This window comes from Luteolibacter rhizosphaerae, from assembly GCF_025950095.1.
In the GTDB taxonomy this organism is placed as follows: domain Bacteria; phylum Verrucomicrobiota; class Verrucomicrobiia; order Verrucomicrobiales; family Akkermansiaceae; genus Haloferula; species Haloferula rhizosphaerae.
Genome location: NZ_JAPDDR010000004.1, coordinates 66016 through 78943, shown reverse-complemented (window position 1 = coordinate 78943; position 12928 = coordinate 66016). Strand labels below are relative to the sequence as shown.

Here is a 12928-nt window from a genome sequence, read left to right as displayed (position 1 = left end):
GGCCCTATGAAAAATCCCTATTCCTTCGGCCGCTCCGCCGCGCTGGCCCTCTCGCTCTTCGCCTTCTCGGCCCCGGTCCTTCACGCCCAGGCGGAAGGCTCGCGCCTGGTGCTCCTGAACGGTCGCTCGCTGCCCTTGGCGAATGTCTCCTTTGAAGGTGGCAAGTTCGTCGTGAAGACCGCCAGCGATTCCTTCGCCCCCGGCAATTCCTTCCCGCTCGCCGCCGCCTCCCACGTCTCCGGAGAGAAGCCCGCCGCCATCAATCGCGGCACCGCGCTGATTCTTCTGGAGGAGCCTGCGAAGGCGCTGGAACAACTTGAGCCCGTCGTCACCAGCCATCGCGTGACCTCCCAGGTCCCCGGCAATTACTGGTTGGAAGCCGCGCGCTCCGCCGTGATCGCCTACTACCTCTACAACGAGCCCGGCAAGGCCGAGGCCCTCGGCAAGGAAATCGCCGACGCCACCACCGATCCCGGCGTGGAACCGGTGGTAAAGCTGGGCCAAGCCCTCTCCCTGCCGCTGACCGTGAAGTTCGACGACCGCCTCAAGGCCCTCACCGGCCTGATCTCGGACAACAACCCCGAGGAGATCAACGCCTTTGCCTCCTACTTCGCCGCCAAGCTGCTCAAGAAGGTGGATCGCAATGACGAAGCCCTGGAGCACTACCTCTCCGTCGGCTGCCTCTACCCCGCCGGCGGCCTGATCCTCACCAGCGCCGCGGAAATGAATGCCGCGGACTTGGTCAAACTGAAACCCGACCGTCGCGAAGAAGCCCTTTCCTTGCTGACCTCCGCCGCCCGCGGCAGCAAGGGCACCGCCTTGGGTGCCGCCGCTACAAAAGCGCTGGATGGCCTAAAGTAACTGCCGCTGCCACGTTACAAGGGGATGTCTCCACGCCGGAAAATCCGGTGTTGTAGGCACTTCCCCTACAACTAACGCTTCCCCTCGCCTCCGCTCCCCGCCAAGCTCTCACAAAAATCGATAAAACCAGCTACATGAAACTGACCTCCAAGGCTGCTCTCGCCTTCACCCTCCTCTGCCCGATGACCGCATTTGCGGCCGACGCCGCCCACGCCGAAGGCAAGAAAGAGTCCCTGCTCACTCTTTACTCGGAAGGTGGCTGGGTCATGCACGTGCTGCTGATCTGCTCGATCGCCATGGTCTGGCTCATCATCGACGTGTGGATCCGCACGAACCGCCCGAAGATGACCCCGCCGGAAGACGTCGCCACCGCCCAGGACCGCTTCCGTGCCGGTGACTACGTGGGCGCCTATCAGGAGATGAAGGCCGCCGTCAGCCCCTACGCGGAAGTCGTCCGCGCCGGCCTCGGTTCCATCGGTCACGGCAAGGATGCCACCGAAGAAGCGATCTACTCCACCGTGGACAAGATCAACTCCACGCTCCAGACCCGCATCAACTACCTCTCCGTTATCGGTGTCTGCGCCCCGATGATCGGTCTGCTCGGTACGGTGTTCGGTATGAAGGGCGCCTTCGGCGAACTGGGCACTGGCAGTCTCTCCGGCGGCGTCGGTCCGCTGGCCGGCCACATCGGTGAGGTGCTCGTCGCCACCGCTACCGGTCTTCTCGTCGCCATCCCGGCCTTCATGGCCTTCTACTTCCTGCGCAACAAGCTGCAGGGTGCCATCCACCAGCTTCAGGACGAGTCCGAGCGCCTCTTCCGCAATGCTCCCTACGAGTATCTCCAGAACACCGACGTGGGTCAGGAAGAAACCTACGCCGCCCTGCCGAACTGGATCGAGAATCCGGAAGGCTGATCACCCGTCCGCGGGCACCCCGGAGCCGGTCCCCCGGTTCCGGGATTCTCTCCCGCGAGCGGTTTTCATTCTAAAAAACAACCCTTTAAGAATCTAATACCATGGGTGGTGGTGGAGGTGGAGGAGACGGGGAACCGGAGTTCCAGATTGCCCCGATGATCGACGTGCTGCTCGTGCTGCTCGTGTTCTTCGTCATGATCACCTCGGCCGAGGTGCTCAAGGTGGACAAGAACCTGACGCTGCCGGTCTCGGCGAATGCCAAGAAGAAGGAGCCCGAAATGGCCAAGCATGAAGTGGCGGTGAACCTCCGCTACGATGCCAACACCAACAAGGGCGTCCTGACCATGGACGACGTGGTCCATGAGGACTGGCAGGAAGTGGTCCCCATCCTTCAAGCCATCAAGGTGAAGGATCCGCTCACCCGCGTGGTGGTCCGCGGTGACAAGGGCCTGCCTGCCGGAGAAATCCAGCGCGTCATGAACCTGATCGGTGAAGCCGGCATCGCCGACATCGCCTTCGCATCCTCCAACAAGTGACACGCCGATGAAAACCAAGGCCAGAGACCGCAGAAAACGGCCCGCCGAGGTGAATCTGGGATTCCAGATCGCACCGATGATCGACGTGGTGTTCGTCATCCTCCTCTTCTTCATCGTGCAGGCGGGTGACATCCAGGTGGAGAACGCCCACATCACCAAGCTCCCCGGCACGACCGAGGCCACCGACACGCCCACCAGCATGCCGGATGAGATCTCCATCGTGGTGGAGGACGACGGTCAGGTCTACCTGAACGAAGAAGCGCTCGATACCCCGGAAGCAAAGGAACTGCCCCAGTTGGCATCCAACCTTTACGCTCTCAAGCAAAGTGCTGAAGCCACTCAGTCCGAGGTGCTTGTCACCATCTACGCTAACGAGATGGCCAAGTATGAGCGCGTGGTGGACGTCTTGGACGCCCTGACTCGCGCCCAGATCTCGAACGTGACCTTCCAAGCCGGAGCCCCCGAGTAACCCGGCTTACCCGACCTTTTTCAGAATCGGAATTTTCCGCCCTCCCGAAGCTCGTATTCGGGAGGGAATCTGTTATTTTACCACTCTAGCTCCCCAAAACCCCGAATCACCCCTGTCATGAGCGATCAGAACGACGACGGATCGTTTGAATACTACGAAACGAACGATGCCGAGATGCAGCAGCATCAAGGCCCCGTGCTCTTGGAAAAGCGGAAGCTCACCCTCTGGCAGCGGCTGGGCGGCGGCGCCCTTTCGATCGCCATTCTTGTCCACGTGGTGATCCTCGTGGTCGGAGCTTTCTGGGTCTTCCGCGTGATCTACCCGCCGGAAAAGACCGTCGACTTCATGCCGAACGGCGGCGGTGGCGGCGGCGGCGGCGAGCGTGGGATGCAGTATGAGGTCCAGAAGAAGAAGGCCCAGATCACACCTTCCCAGAACGTGAAGCGCGTCTTCGCGGAAGGCGGGACCTCCACCTTCGCGATCCCCGATCCGGGCGACAACTTCGGTGAAATGTCCACCCTCAGCTCGCTCAGCGGCGGCGGTATGTCCGGCGGTCTCGGCGGTGCAGGCAGCGGTAGCGGCTTCGGCAATGGCAGCGGCGGTGGCCGCGGCGATGGCAAAGGCTTCGGTTTCGGCGGCGGCGGCAGCGGCCAGCTCTTCGGCCTGATCCCGGAAGACATGCGCAAGCGCTGCTCCGCGGAGGACCGCTTGGAGCGCCTGACCCAGAACGGCGGCACCCCCGCCTGCGAGGAGGCCGTGAAGAAGGCCCTCGCCTGGCTCAAGTCGAAGCAAAACTCCGACGGCTCGTGGGGTAACAACAACCAGGCCGCCATGACCGGCCTCGCCCTGCTCGCCTACTTCGGCCACTGCGAAACCCCCGTCTCCGAGGAATACGGCGAGTCCTGCATGAAGGCCATCGTCTACCTCGTGAACCTCGGCAACCGCAACGAGGGCAAGCTCTCCACCAACCTCGGTGACAAGCACTGGCCCTACGAGCACGGCATCGCCACCTACGCTCTCGGCGAAGCCACCACCTTCTGCACCCAGCTCAAGGTCGATGTCCCCGGGCTGCTCGATGTCACCCAGAAGGCCGGCCAATACATCATCGACAACCAGCACGACAGCGGCGGCTGGGACTACTCCTACGAGACCGAGAACGACCGTGGTGGCGACGTTTCCATCGCCGGCTGGCAGATCCAAGCGCTCAAGGCCTGCGACCATGCCAAAAAGACCCTCAAGTTCCGCGGCATGACCGGCGCGGTGAACAAGGGCCTCGCCTACCTCGTGAAGTGCCAGGATGAGAGCGGCGGCTTCGGCTACACCAACGGTGCTCCTTCCGGCGGCCTCGATTACCACACCCTCACCGGCGTGGGCATGCTCTGCCACCAGATGTGGGGCAAGGGTGGCCAGTCCCCCGTCAAGCGCGGTGCCGACTACATCCGCGAGAAGAGCAAATTCGAGTACAACACCGCGAACTCCGACCTCTACGCCCACTACTATGAGTCGCAGGCCATGATGCAGCGCGGTGGTGACGACTGGAAGTTCTACAACGAAATGTTCCGCGACCAGCTCCTGAACAACCAGGAGTCCGATGGTTCATGGAAGATCCCGGGTGGTGGCCAGCCGATCCGCGCCGTGGCCGCCCGCTACGCCGATAACAATCTGGACGGCCAGATCTACCGCACCGCCCTCTGCACGCTGATGCTGGAGGTCTACTACCGCTTCCTCAGCACCGGTGGCGGTGGTGGTATCGGTGGCGGTCGCCGCCAGATCTGAGCCAGCGAGCTTCGCCCAACTTCACCAGAGCCCCGGTCGCCAGTCGACCGGGGCTTTTTTATTGTCCCTGCATCGCCACCCAATCGGGGAGCCGCGGCTCTTTTTCCTAAGCTTTTCCTGCCGCCTTCGTTTCGCCGCATAGCATCCGATGACAAACGAAGAACCCTATCTCGAGCCGGAGGAAGAACCGGCGGTGGTCTATGTGAAACCCAAGCTCTCCTTCTGGCGGAGACTCGGCGGCGGATCGCTTTCCGTTTCGGTTCTCATCCACGTGATCGTGCTTTGCATCGGCGCGGCTTGGGTCTTCCGGATCATCCCGCCCGTGGACAAAGAGAAGAACGTGAACTTCATGCCCACCGGTGGCGGCGGCGGCGATCCCTCGACCAGCGAGCGCAGCCAGCAGAAGCAGCGCGCCAACATGATGCGGCCGAACATGTCTCGCATCGTGGTGGAAGGAGCGGTCAGTCAGATCGCCCTGCCGGATCAGGATCCCAGCTCGCAGATGGCCTCGCTCGGCACCTTCGGCTCGGGCGGCCTGTCGGGCGGCCTGGGGGGTAGCGGCAGCGGCGGCGGCCGCGGGAATGGCACCGGCAAGGGCTTCGGCGATGGCATGGGTATGGGCAAGGGGGAAGGTACCGGCCTGGTCAATCCCTTTGGCATGATCAATCCGAACGAGAACGCTCTTGAAGGGACCTTCTACGACCTCAAGCAGACCTCGAAGCGCAAGGAGTCCGACGTCACCAACGAGAGCATCCGCGACATCATCGCCGAGTTCGTGAACCGCGGCTGGAAGGAAAGCATCCTGAACGATTACTACCGCGCCAGCCAGAAGCTCTACCAAACGAAGATCTACATGCCGGTCATGCCCGCGGATGGAGCCCCCGCCGCCTTCAACTGCGAAAAGGAAGTGCAGCCGAGCCGCTGGATCGTGGTCTACCGCGGCATGGTCACCCCGCCCCGCAGCGGCAAGTACCGCTTCGTCGGTGCCGGGGACGACGTGTTGGTCGTGCGCTTCAACGGCAAGCATGTCTTCGACCACGGATTCACCTCCGGCACCACCGGTGTCTACCTCGCCGGGAATGGCATCAAGGTGCTCAAGGAGGAAGCCGAGGATGACAACATGCTCGCCAAGCTGAAGAAGGATTACCCGATGAAGCTGCCCGTGCAGTTCCACGAATATGAATCCACCCGGAACTGGAACGGTGCCATCGGTGGACTCGCCGTTGGCAAGGAGTTCGAAGCGGAAGCAGGCAAGACCTATCCCATCGAGATCCTCATTAGCGAGATTCCCGGTGGTCTCTTCTGCGCCTCCCTCTTGATCGAGGAGATCGGCCAGAAGTATACGGCTAGCCCGAGCGGTGCGCCGGTCTTCCCGCTCTTCCGCCTCGATAGCGAGTTACCCGCAGCCACCACCGTCGACAACGCCCCTCCCTACGACCCGCAGGGCCCCGTCTGGAAGCGCGTGCAAGGCCGCGGCAAGCTCGACTTCTGATGCCTCTGGACAAGCGCGGCGTGTCTCCCCATGGTGCGCTGCGAATCCAACTAGGAGGACATCATGAAGAACTCCACATCACAGAACGACGACTGCTTTCTACGAGCGCTCCAGTAAGCGCCGCAGAGGCTACCCATCCGAAACCCGTGTGAAGCGCGGCCACCGGGTGGTGAATGGTGACAAGGAACTCAGCGAAAAGCTCGGCAGGAACGATCCCTGTCCCTGCGGTTCCAGTTCCAAATTTCAAGAACTGCTGCATGCGCACCGGCGATTACGATGGTGCCCTGCGTGATCACTACTTTTAGGGAGTGATCTTCTTCTAACGGGTGCGCCGGTTTCAGCTGGCGCACCCCTTGTCATTTTACTCGATTTCGATCTCCCCGATCGAGATCCAGTGCTCCTGCGCGGCCGTCACGCGGATCCGCAGGCTGGTCGTGCCTTCGGGGGCAGTGCCCTCCGCTACACCATCCTTGAAGGCCGTGATCTCGGTCCACTGCTGGCCATTGCTGGAAGCCTCCAGCACGCCCCGGTCGAGCTTGTCGGTGAAGGGGCCCACCTTGTCGCCCGTCACCACCTTCACCTTCTTGCCGGAGACAGCAGCACGCAGGGTAAGCGTGAAGTGATCACCCGCCTTCAGCTTCGCCGCGGACCAGAAGAAGGTCTCCGGGTCGCCGTCGTAAGCAAGCTCCGGCCACAGGAACTCGGCACGGAAGGACCTGAGCGAGGTCTCGATCGTGCTGCCATCCTTCGTCTGCCGCTTCGGCGGGGCCAGCGGCTGGGCATGCCGCACGCCCGCCGCCTTGTAGTGCGCCATGATCGGGTCCAACCGGCTACGGAAGTCCTCGTAGTTCTTCTTCTCCACCGGTGTCCAAGCGATCTCCGCCAGCGCGGCGATCCGCGGGAAGGCGGTATACTCCACCTTGTCCCAAGTCTTCAGATACTCGGCCCAGAGCTGCGCCTGCACGCCCAGGATATGCTTCGCCTCCTCCGCATTCAGCCCCTTTGGCACGGGATCGTAGGAGTAGACATTATAGATCGGCTGGAAGCCACCCCATGCCTCGAACTCCACGCCCTTGGCCAGTTCCGGGTTCTTCGGCAGTTGGTAGTGATCGAGGTAGAGGTGGCTGGTTGATGCCATCACCACGTCGTGCCCTTCCTTCGCGGAGGCCACCGCACCTGCTTCCCCGCGCCAGGACATCACCGTCGCGTTCGGAGCCAGGCCACCCTCGCGGATCTCGTCCCAGCCGATCAGCTTGCGCCCCTTCGCCGCCAGGATCTTCTCCACCCGCTTCACGAAGTAGCTCTGCACGTCGTGCCCGTCCTTCATCCCCTCTTTCTTCATCAGCTCCCGCACCCGCGGGGATTGCTCCCATTGATCTTTCGGTGCCTCGTCACCGCCGATGTGGATGTAGGTGGAGGGAAAGATCGCGCAGATCTCGGTGAGGACATCGTCGACGAATTTGAAGGTCTCCTCGGTCGGAGCCAGCGTGTCGAAATGAATTCCCCAGCGGTTCCGGACCTTCGGGCTGTAGTTCGGGATGTCCGAGTTCCCCAGCTCCGGATAAGCCGTGATCGCCGCCGCCATGTGGCCCGGCATGTCGATCTCAGGCACCACCGCGATCTGTCGTGCGGCGGCATAGGCCACCACCTCTTTGATCTGCTCCTGCGTGTAGAAGCCGCCATAGCGCTTGCCATCGTCGGAGTCGCGGTTCCCATAGGGCGGCGTGGAATCGCGGTAGCCGCCGATCTCCGTCAGCTTCGGATACTTCTTGATCTCCACCCGCCAGCCTTGGTCATCCGTGATGTGCCAGTGCAGGGTGTTCAGCTTGTGGAAGGCCAGCCAGTCGATGAACTTCTTGATATCCTCCACCGCGTGGAGATGGCGCGAAACATCCAGATGCATGCCGCGCCAGCCGAAGCGGGGCTCGTCGGTGATGGAGACGGCGGGGATCGCGGCACCCTTCTTCCAATCCGCGCTGCCGATCGGCGGCAGCAGCTGCAACAGGCTCCGCGTGCCATACCATACGCCCGCCATATCCTTGCCCGTCACCATGGTCCCCTCCGGGCTCACCTCCAGCTTGTAGCCACCCGGGCGCAGAGGCAACGCGGGATCGAGCTTCAAGCGAATCTCGGAAGCCAACTCGATCAGTGGGTCCTCGCGTAGCGGAGCGGCACGGTTGCCCGTCCGCGCTCCGAGATCGTCGGCGAAAAGCTTGGCCACCTGATCCAGCGCGCCCTCATAGCGGACGCTGGTGTTCGGGACGATCGGGAAGCTCCCCTCCCCCGCCTTCATCTCCTTCGGGAGCGGGATGATCGCCGGTTCAGCGGCGAGGCACGAAACGAGGGCAGCAGCGAGCAAAGCTTTGCGCATGAATCGCAGTTCAGCGAATCCCTCCCCGCGGAACAACCGGGAAATAAGGTAGTCCGCACACGAAAGTCGTCCGCACACGCCGTGTGCGGACGAAGCAGTTCTCGCGGCAAGCGATCCCGAATGCCCCGGGCACGGACCGATAGGGTTATTCTAAACCCGATGTCAGGTAAGCGTATGCCTCACCGCCGGATCCGCAAACAACCGCTTCCACCAATCCCTCGCCTGGGAGTCAGATCGAAGGGAGCAAATCACTTGTCCGTCGGCTTCGGCGGCTTCGGGCGCTTCACCGCGGACTTCTCGATGAAGTCGATCACCATGTCCGCCACCGGCTTGCCGGAAGACTTCTCGATCCCTTCGAGGCCGGGCGAGGAGTTCACCTCCATCACCACCGGCCCGTGATTCGAGCGCAGTAGGTCCACGCCCGCGAAATTCAAACCCATGATCTTGGCAGCGCGGATCGCGACGGAGCGCTCCTCCGGAGTGATCTTCACCTTCTCTGCGGTACCGCCGCGATGCAGGTTCGAGCGGAACTCACCCTCCGCTGCCTGGCGCTTCATCGAGGCCACCACTTTGCCATCCACCACCACGCAGCGGATGTCCGCACCCTTCGCTTCCTTGATGAATTCCTGCACGAGGATGTCCGCGCGCAGCCCCTTGAAAGCCTCGATCACCGACTCCGCCGCCTTCGCGGTTTCCGCCAGCACCACGCCGACTCCTTGGGTTCCCTCGAGCAGCTTGATCACCAGCGGCGCACCACCGCACATCTTGATCAGCTCGCGGGTCGCATCCGTCGAGTGGGCGAAGCCCGTGATCGGCAGGCCCACGCCCTTGCGCGCCAGCAGCTGCATGCTGCGCAGCTTGTCGCGCGAACGGGCGATCGCCACCGAATCGTTCACGGTGAAGACACCCATCATCTCGAACTGCCGCACCACGGCATTGCCGTAGAAGGTGTGGCTGGCACCGATCCGCGGGATCACGGCATCGGCAGTAAGCTCCTCTCCCTCGATGAAGATCTTGGGATTGTGCGCGGTGATGTTCATGTAGCAGCGCAGGTAATCCACCACGCGGACTTCGTGACCCCGCGCTTGGGCAGCGTTCACGAGAGCGGAGGTGCTGTAGAGGTTCGCGTTGCGGGAGAGGACGAGAATTTTCATGGGCGTTGGCAGCCGGGGAAGTGCGCTTCGAGATCGCGCAGCGCTCCCTTCAAGTGATTCCCCTGCGGGTCAATCAGAAAATATCCAGAGAGGGCCTGCCTCCCTAAAAGAAGAGGGCTCCGCATGTCTTTCCGATTCGCCAGCGTGAGCCGGATCCGCCAGGCGAACCCGCCGGCGAGCATGGCTTCCGTCTCGATCACATATCGTCGCCGTGACACGCCGGTGGAACTCTTCACTTTGGTCGATCTCACGATCGGCGTCTCGCAGGTGACACGCCGGCCATAGTGATCGCTGGTGACGAAATAGACATGCTGGCCATCCGGGGTGACCTGGATCTCCTCCGCATGCAGGCTGGAAGTCCGGGCACCGGTATCGGTCTTCGAGTTCAGCGGCCCCACGCCCAGTTCCGGCAGGCCGATCCACTCGCGACGGCCCAGCACCAGCCGCGGCATCCCGACCTGCTTCCACGGCAGCCCGAGCTCCCGCGCCAGTTGGCCCGAAGGAGCATCCACCTGTTGAGGTGTGGCCTTGAAGCTGCGGGGCTTGCGTTTCATGGAATGGAAGGCATGCCTCAAGGCAAGCGGGCAAAAGTCTTATGCCTTTTCAGGATTCCTTTGTCGAAGGTGCAAAGCTCCTTCGCACCCTGCTCCCGTGAGCTGCGCACGATCAACTCGTCGGACAAGTCTGCCCCGTCGCGTACAGCCTTCAAAGCGGATCTCAAGCGGCTCTCGCTCTCGAAGATGAGATTGGGAATCGTCGCCAGCCGGGAATAAGCCTCGGCGACATCGTTTCCCGACCAATCGTACAATTCGCGTAGCACCCAGTCCGTCTCCACCAGCACGATATCGCAGACAAAGAAGACCGCCTTCGGCTTGCTCAGGAGTTTAAGAACCTTGGTGAACTGCTCTTCGTCGTCCTGCGTCAGGTAGCGCACGATTACGTTGGTATCGAGTGCGGTCATTCCTTCAAACGATTCATCCTCTTCCGTGCCATCGATTTCACCGCAGCCTTCATCTGCTCCACGGTCCGCGCCCCGCTCTTCCGGCCCTTGGGCACCAGCTCTTCCGCCACGCTGGCGAAGGTTCCGGTCTTCGCCGAGAGCATCACCCTTCCGTCCGGCTCGATCTCATAGATGAGCTGGTCGGTCGGCCGCAGATTCAGCGCCTTGATCACCGCTTTCGGGATCGTGGTCTGATTCTTACTCGTAAGGGTCGAATGCGTCACACAAGGAATTTTAGCAGTTTCCTTACCGGAGTCAAATCAGCCTTACCTGGATCTCAATCCACGTAGCGCCGCGGATTCGCCATCCACGACCAGATGAAGATCAAGGAGCCTAGCAACCCGAGGGTCGTCACCCACTTCACTTCATTCGACAAGTCCGCCGAAGCCAAACCATAGATTCCTGCCAAGAACATACCTACCGTACCTAACAGGAATGGCAGCGCCATCGGCCGGGCAAAGTTCAGGGTCCATCCGAGCGAAGCCAGCCGCTTCCTCACCACCAACCGCGGATCGCCCGGCGCGTAGTAGAAGAAGCCCGCCTTCCAACTCGCGGGCGAAGCATGGATCTCGTTCAGTTCACTCAGTTTCATGGCCTCTGTGATATCGAAACCTAGACTGCTTGCGCAGTTCCACTCAAGTGGAACCGGCCGCCCATTCTCCAATCGTTCAGGCCTCCGCCAGCAGGCTGGCCGCCATCGCGCGGGCGGATTCCCCACCTCCGCCCAGCATGCGGACGAGCTCGGAAATCCGGTTCTCCCCATTCACCGGGAACATCCGCGAGCGGGTCCGGCCGCCGGCCACTTCCTTCTCCACCACATAGTGCCGCGCCGCGAGCGCCGCGACCTGCGGGAAGTGCGTGATCGCCACCACTTGGTGCCTCGCACCCAGCGTGGCCATCTTCCGGCCGACCGCGCGGGCGATCTCGCCCCCCACGTTTGCATCGATCTCGTCGAAAACCATCAGCGGGGTGGCATCCTGATCCGCCAAGGCGCTCTTCACCGCCAGCATCACACGGCTGATCTCACCGCTGGAAGCGATCTGCCGCAGCGGTTGCAAGGGCTCGCCGGGATTCGGCCCGAAGAGGAAGTCGATACCTTCCAAGCCGGAAGCACCCGGCTCCTTGTTCGACGTCACCTGTAGCTCGAAGGAAGACTGCTTGAAGCCGAGATCCTTGAGCTGCGAGGCAATCTCCTTCGCCAGCTTCGGGGCGGCCTTCTTGCGTTTTGCGGAAACGGCCAAGCCAGCCCTGTCGGTCGCTTCGCGCAACTGCACCGCCTCCGCGGCAAGCTGCTCCAAGCGCTCGCCGCGGTTCTCCACCGCATCGAGGCGCGCCGCCGCGCGATCCCGCTGTGCCAGCACCGCGGCCAGATCGCCGCCATACTTCCGCTTCAACGTTTCGAAAAGATTCACCCGATCCTCCAGGCGAGAAGCCTCCGCCGGGTCGATGTCGAGATCCTCCGCGTAATCGGCCAAGGACCGCTCCAGCTCCTGAAGTTCCATCACGGCCCCTTCCAGCCCCTGCGTGCGCTCGCGGATGCCCGGATCCAGCTTCTCCAGATCCCGGACCAGACGCTGCACCTCTAGCAGGCGTTTCAGCACCCCGGCCTCGTCTTCGCCCAGTGCTGCAGCCGCCGCACCGGAAAGCTCGACCAGGCGGCTCGCGTTGCTCGCCCGCCGGTAACGGTCGGCGATCTCGTCTTCCTCCTCCGGCTTGAGTTGCGCCGCATCGATCTCGGTGACCTGGTGCCGCAGCAGATCCAGCTCCTGCGTGCTCGCGGTTTCGGCCACCCGCAGGTCTGCCAATTCCGCCTCCTTGTCACGCCAAGCCCGCCATGCGGCCCGGTAGGACTCGAGCGAGGCATCACTGCCCGCATAGGCATCCAGCATCGAAAGCTGGCGCTCCGTGGAAAGCAGGGACTGGTGATCATGGGGACCGTGCAGGTCCACCAGATGCTCGCCCAGCCGCTTCAGCAGGCCCAGCGTCACCGGCGAATCGTTCACGAACTGCCGGTTCGCGCTCTGCCCGATCACCCGGCGCACGATCAGCGAGCCATCCTCGCAGGGATCCAGCCCGCCCTCGGCCAGCGCCGCATCGATCTCCGCGGAATCGCTCAGCTCGAAGACCGCTTCCACCGTGCAGATGTCCTCCCCGGTGCGGATCAGGGATTTGTCGGCGCGCTCGCCGAGCACTAGTTTGAGGGCGCCGACGATGACAGACTTTCCCGCGCCCGTTTCCCCGGTCACGCCGACAAGGCCGGGACCGAGTTCCCAAACGAGTTCATCCACGAGGGCGAGGTTACGGATTTTGAGCAGGGTGAGCATTGGCTTTGCCGTGGCGGACGCATTATGCAAG

At 62.5% G+C, this 12928-nt stretch carries 14 protein-coding genes; 7 read left to right on the top strand and 7 right to left on the bottom strand.

Annotation, left to right across the window (positions count from 1 at the left end):
- The first annotated feature begins 6 nt into the window (after positions 1-6).
- The 7 genes from OJ996_RS08540 to OJ996_RS26415 all read left to right on the top strand — a co-directional run bounded on the left by OJ996_RS08540 (position 7) and on the right by OJ996_RS26415 (position 6340).
- Positions 7-861 (top strand): hypothetical protein, encoded by an 855-nt coding sequence (locus tag OJ996_RS08540; RefSeq protein WP_264513126.1) that lies wholly within the window; start codon positions 7-9, stop codon positions 859-861.
- 134 nt (positions 862-995) lie between these two features.
- Complete coding sequence (locus tag OJ996_RS08535) at positions 996-1775, top strand: MotA/TolQ/ExbB proton channel family protein (RefSeq protein WP_264513125.1); 780 nt, start codon at positions 996-998, stop codon at positions 1773-1775.
- A gap of 101 nt (positions 1776-1876) precedes the next feature.
- Complete coding sequence (locus OJ996_RS08530) at positions 1877-2311, top strand: ExbD/TolR family protein (protein WP_264513124.1); 435 nt, start codon at positions 1877-1879, stop codon at positions 2309-2311.
- A 7-nt stretch (positions 2312-2318) separates the two neighbouring features.
- Entirely contained in the window at positions 2319-2780 is a 462-nt protein-coding gene (locus tag OJ996_RS08525; RefSeq protein WP_264513123.1) for an ExbD/TolR family protein, read from the top strand.
- Positions 2781-2897: 117 nt separating this feature from the next.
- Positions 2898-4556 carry a prenyltransferase/squalene oxidase repeat-containing protein gene (locus OJ996_RS08520; RefSeq protein ID WP_264513122.1) on the top strand — a complete coding sequence of 553 codons (1659 nt, stop codon included), beginning with the start codon at positions 2898-2900 and terminating at the stop codon, positions 4554-4556.
- Positions 4557-4704: 148 nt separating this feature from the next.
- Complete coding sequence (locus OJ996_RS08515; RefSeq protein ID WP_264513121.1) at positions 4705-6048, top strand: PA14 domain-containing protein; 1344 nt, start codon at positions 4705-4707, stop codon at positions 6046-6048.
- A gap of 148 nt (positions 6049-6196) precedes the next feature.
- Positions 6197-6340, top strand: coding sequence for an SEC-C metal-binding domain-containing protein (locus OJ996_RS26415; RefSeq protein ID WP_345783775.1), 144 nt, complete (start codon positions 6197-6199; stop codon positions 6338-6340).
- Positions 6341-6409: 69 nt separating this feature from the next.
- On the opposite strand, the gene OJ996_RS08510 is transcribed toward OJ996_RS26415, so the two are convergent.
- The 7 genes from OJ996_RS08510 to recN form a co-directional block, all read right to left on the bottom strand.
- Positions 6410-8419 (bottom strand): beta-N-acetylhexosaminidase, encoded by a 2010-nt coding sequence (locus OJ996_RS08510; protein ID WP_264513120.1) that lies wholly within the window; start codon positions 8417-8419, stop codon positions 6410-6412.
- A gap of 248 nt (positions 8420-8667) precedes the next feature.
- Entirely contained in the window at positions 8668-9573 is a 906-nt protein-coding gene (rimK, locus tag OJ996_RS08505) for a 30S ribosomal protein S6--L-glutamate ligase (protein ID WP_264513119.1), read from the bottom strand.
- Positions 9570-10127, bottom strand: a complete 558-nt coding sequence (locus OJ996_RS08500; RefSeq protein ID WP_264513118.1) for an ATP-dependent zinc protease family protein — start codon at positions 10125-10127, stop codon at positions 9570-9572. The genes rimK and OJ996_RS08500 overlap by 4 nt, the downstream gene beginning before the upstream one ends.
- Positions 10128-10144: 17 nt before the next feature.
- Positions 10145-10534: a type II toxin-antitoxin system VapC family toxin gene (locus OJ996_RS08495; RefSeq protein ID WP_264513117.1), complete on the bottom strand. Its 390-nt coding sequence runs from the start codon at positions 10532-10534 to the stop codon at positions 10145-10147.
- Complete coding sequence (locus tag OJ996_RS08490) at positions 10531-10797, bottom strand: type II toxin-antitoxin system PrlF family antitoxin (protein ID WP_264513116.1); 267 nt, start codon at positions 10795-10797, stop codon at positions 10531-10533. The genes OJ996_RS08495 and OJ996_RS08490 overlap by 4 nt, the downstream gene beginning before the upstream one ends.
- Before the next feature lie 53 nt (positions 10798-10850).
- Positions 10851-11165 (bottom strand): DUF5808 domain-containing protein, encoded by a 315-nt coding sequence (locus OJ996_RS08485; protein WP_264513115.1) that lies wholly within the window; start codon positions 11163-11165, stop codon positions 10851-10853.
- A 76-nt stretch (positions 11166-11241) separates the two neighbouring features.
- The gene (recN, locus tag OJ996_RS08480; RefSeq protein ID WP_264513114.1) at positions 11242-12897 is read right to left on the bottom strand and encodes a DNA repair protein RecN; all 1656 of its coding nucleotides are present in this window, start codon (positions 12895-12897) and stop codon (positions 11242-11244) included.
- Positions 12898-12928 lie beyond the last annotated feature (31 nt).

What these genes read in the sequence shown, in the direction of transcription:
- OJ996_RS08540 (WP_264513126.1), top strand. Translation starts at nt 7, where the DNA reads ATGAAAAATCCCTATTCCTTCGGCCGCTCCGCCGCGCTGGCCCTCTCG.
- OJ996_RS08535 (WP_264513125.1), top strand. Translation starts at nt 996, where the DNA reads ATGAAACTGACCTCCAAGGCTGCTCTCGCCTTCACCCTCCTCTGCCCG.
- OJ996_RS08530 (WP_264513124.1), top strand. Translation starts at nt 1,877, where the DNA reads ATGGGTGGTGGTGGAGGTGGAGGAGACGGGGAACCGGAGTTCCAGATT.
- OJ996_RS08525 (WP_264513123.1), top strand. Translation starts at nt 2,319, where the DNA reads ATGAAAACCAAGGCCAGAGACCGCAGAAAACGGCCCGCCGAGGTGAAT.
- OJ996_RS08520 (WP_264513122.1), top strand. Translation starts at nt 2,898, where the DNA reads ATGAGCGATCAGAACGACGACGGATCGTTTGAATACTACGAAACGAAC.
- OJ996_RS08515 (WP_264513121.1), top strand. Translation starts at nt 4,705, where the DNA reads ATGACAAACGAAGAACCCTATCTCGAGCCGGAGGAAGAACCGGCGGTG.
- OJ996_RS08510 (WP_264513120.1), bottom strand. Translation starts at nt 8,419, where the DNA reads ATGCGCAAAGCTTTGCTCGCTGCTGCCCTCGTTTCGTGCCTCGCCGCT.
- rimK (WP_264513119.1), bottom strand. Translation starts at nt 9,573, where the DNA reads ATGAAAATTCTCGTCCTCTCCCGCAACGCGAACCTCTACAGCACCTCC.
- OJ996_RS08500 (WP_264513118.1), bottom strand. Translation starts at nt 10,127, where the DNA reads ATGAAACGCAAGCCCCGCAGCTTCAAGGCCACACCTCAACAGGTGGAT.
- OJ996_RS08495 (WP_264513117.1), bottom strand. Translation starts at nt 10,534, where the DNA reads ATGACCGCACTCGATACCAACGTAATCGTGCGCTACCTGACGCAGGAC.
- OJ996_RS08485 (WP_264513115.1), bottom strand. Translation starts at nt 11,165, where the DNA reads ATGAAACTGAGTGAACTGAACGAGATCCATGCTTCGCCCGCGAGTTGG.
- recN (WP_264513114.1), bottom strand. Translation starts at nt 12,897, where the DNA reads ATGCTCACCCTGCTCAAAATCCGTAACCTCGCCCTCGTGGATGAACTC.